The sequence below is a fragment of the Ferruginibacter sp. genome, from assembly GCF_031430955.1.
Lineage (GTDB): Bacteria > Bacteroidota > Bacteroidia > Chitinophagales > Chitinophagaceae > Ferruginibacter.
The window spans coordinates 1-2792 of sequence record NZ_JANPCM010000035.1 but is presented as its reverse complement, the minus strand read 5'-3'; the positions used below and the strand labels follow the sequence as shown (position 1 = coordinate 2792).

At 35.2% G+C, this 2792-nt stretch carries 3 protein-coding genes; 2 read left to right on the top strand and 1 reads right to left on the bottom strand.

The features are described from left to right. On the top strand, window positions 1-333 hold a 333-nt coding region (locus ACY65O_RS01010), incomplete at its 5' end, for an STAS domain-containing protein (protein WP_462218985.1). A 128-nt stretch (window positions 334-461) separates the two neighbouring features. After that, on the top strand, window positions 462-1364 hold the full coding sequence (locus tag ACY65O_RS01005; protein WP_462218984.1) for a ribonuclease Z: 903 nt from the start codon (window positions 462-464) through the stop codon (window positions 1362-1364). Window positions 1365-1478: 114 nt separating this feature from the next. On the opposite strand, the gene ACY65O_RS01000 is transcribed toward ACY65O_RS01005, so the two are convergent. Further along, window positions 1479-2663: an alpha/beta hydrolase gene (locus tag ACY65O_RS01000; protein WP_462218983.1), complete on the bottom strand. Its 1185-nt coding sequence runs from the start codon at window positions 2661-2663 to the stop codon at window positions 1479-1481. Between the last annotated feature and the right edge of the window lie 129 nt (window positions 2664-2792).

Sequence of the window (2792 nt, the reverse complement as noted above, 5' to 3'; positions counted from 1 at the left end):
GTTATTACGCCGGAAGAAACCGGGTTTGCTGCTAATATGACAGGGGATTTAAACAATTTGTTGCTTCCTTACCTGCAAAAAGACATTCCGCATATAGTTTTTAACATGGTTAATGTAAAAGCACTTGATGAAACTGTGGGAGAATTGTTAGCCAATGTTCAACAGCAATTTTATGAAAACAACTGCTCTTTTGTAATTTGTAATTTGCAGGAAGCGGTAGAAAAACTATTAGATGAAAAAGAATTGCTGGAGTTGATGAATGTAACACCTACCGAAAGTGAGGCCTGGGATATTGTGCAGATGGAAGAGATAGAGAGAGAATTGCTGAATTAATAATGGATAATTGATTAATGAATAATGTTTTTTTCTACTTTCGTTAATTATAGCCTTATACCAATACAGGCAATATTGCTTTAAAAACATTATCCATTATAAATTATAAAATTATTCATTAAACATAAATGTTAGCACTTACCATATTGGGGAACAATTCTGCAATTCCTGCATTTGACAGAAACCCTACTGCCCAAATTTTACAGACTTTTGAAGAAAGTTATTTAATAGATTGCGGGGAGGGCACACAAATGCAAATGACCAGGTATAAAATACGCCGCAGTAAACTTACCCGGATCTTTATCTCACATTTACACGGCGATCATTATTACGGTTTAATTGGTTTATTAACCAGTATGAGTTTGCTGGGCCGTACACAAGATCTTCACCTGCATGCACCCGAAGCGCTGGAACAAATAATAAAATTACAATTGCAGGTGGCCGATACACATCTTTGTTATCAATTACATTTTCATCCTTTAAAAAGCGAAGGTATTATTGCTGATGATAAAAAAATGAGTGTGGAATGTTTTAAAGTACAGCACCGTATTGAATGCTGGGGCTTTTTATTCAGGGAGAAAAAAAATCCAAGAAAAATACATGCAGAACGTGCCGCCATTTATGAAATACCTGCAGCTTTTTATGATAAGCTGCAGCAGGGCCACGATTACGTAAATAAAAAAGGAACTATTGTACCTAATGATGAAGTAACTACAGCAGCAGCAAAAGCAAAAAGTTATGCCTATTGTGCCGATACCATTTATGATGAAAGTTTAGTGCATAAAATTACAGGTGTTGATTTATTATATCATGAAACTACTTATTTAAAAGATTTGCACGAAAGGGCTGCAAGCCGCTACCACAGCACTACACACCAGGCAGCCAATATTGCTAAACTGGGCAATGTAAAAAAATTACTGATCGGGCATTTTTCTTCTAAATACGAAACACTGGATGCATTTTTACCAGAGGCTTGCGAAATTTTTGAAAATACGGAGCTGGCGTTGGAAGGGGTTTGTTATAAGATTTAAAAGATCAGGAATTTGGAATTCGGATTATGGACGAAGTGATTTAAAGGAAGTTGCAAAAGTAAAACAGGAGTTGCTTTCCAATCCCCAATTCCAAATTACTAATTCCTTTGCCTACTATTCCAACTTTATTACATTATTATACCCATCAGCCATTACCCATTTATAAAATTCGGCAAACCATTTACGCCAGGCTTTTTCGTTATGGTTACCTTCAGCATCAATTACAGAATAAATCATGGTATTTGAATTGCTTCCTAATCTTTCTGCAACGTCTTTCATATCTTCTACATAAGTGCCACCTTCATTTTCTCCCATGTAAAAGAAAAATTTGGCGTTTATTTTTTTTGCAACGGAATCGGTTAATGATTTTATTTGAGGAGCCGTCCAGAATGCAGGAGAAAAAACACCCGCCTTACCAAATACATCAGGATATTTTAAAGCAGCATAATAAGAAATTAATCCACCCATGGAAGAACCTGCAATAATGGTATTTTCTTTAGATGATAAAGTGCGGTATTTTTTATCGATGAAAGGTTTGAGCGTTTTAATTAAAAAACTAAGGTATTCATTTCCCTGTGGTAAAAATATTTTGGATTGTGTGGAATCTTTCCAGGTAAATTCATAAGGATTATATTCGCTCATTCTTGTGGCCTGGCCATTATCAATACCCACAACAATACATGCAGGTTTTCCTTTTGCAATTAAAGAATCTAAACATTCATCAACGCCCCACTCGCTGCCAAATGCACTGCTCATTTCATCAAATAGATTCTGTCCGTCGTGCAAGTACATAACAGGGTATTCTTTTTTTCCATTTGCATAACCCTGGGGTAAATAAATCCAGATGCGGCGGGTAGTGTTAAGCTGCGGCATAAAAAATGCAGTATCTATTATATGCACATTTTGGCTTGCAGTATGTTTTTTTGCAACGGCATAATCATCTGCCCAGCCATCAACCGTATATTGCAGCGTTGCATCCGAAAATAATCTTACTACTTTATTTTCTGTCATCACACCTTTATCGGTTGACTCTGTTTTTTGCCAGCTGCCCCTTGTAAATTTAAACTGATAGGTATCTAAAGGAAGATTTTTTATTTCAATTACCAGCTTATCGTTTTCTTTTTTAAAAATATAATTAGTGTCCCCTGCGTTCCAGTTATTAAAGTTGCCGGCAACAAAAATGGTATCTTCTTTATGAGATGCAGGTGTTGCAGTAATTTCTATCCTTAAAGTAAACTGTGCAAATAATTTGAATGATGCCAACAGCAAAAAAAGAAAAATATAAACTTTGCTCCGCATCTTTTTTTAAATTGAATTTTATTTTTTAAGAAATGCTTTTACCTTTTGGTGAATACTATCACTTAAAGGTACAACCGGCAACCTTACTATATTTTCAATAATACCCAGTTCATATAAAAATGCTTTTAC

Excerpts from the sequence above, each read along its gene's own strand:
- ACY65O_RS01005 (WP_462218984.1), top strand. The coding sequence starts at position 462 with ATGTTAGCACTTACCATATTGGGGAACAATTCTGCAATTCCTGCATTT.
- ACY65O_RS01000 (WP_462218983.1), bottom strand. The coding sequence starts at position 2,663 with ATGCGGAGCAAAGTTTATATTTTTCTTTTTTTGCTGTTGGCATCATTC.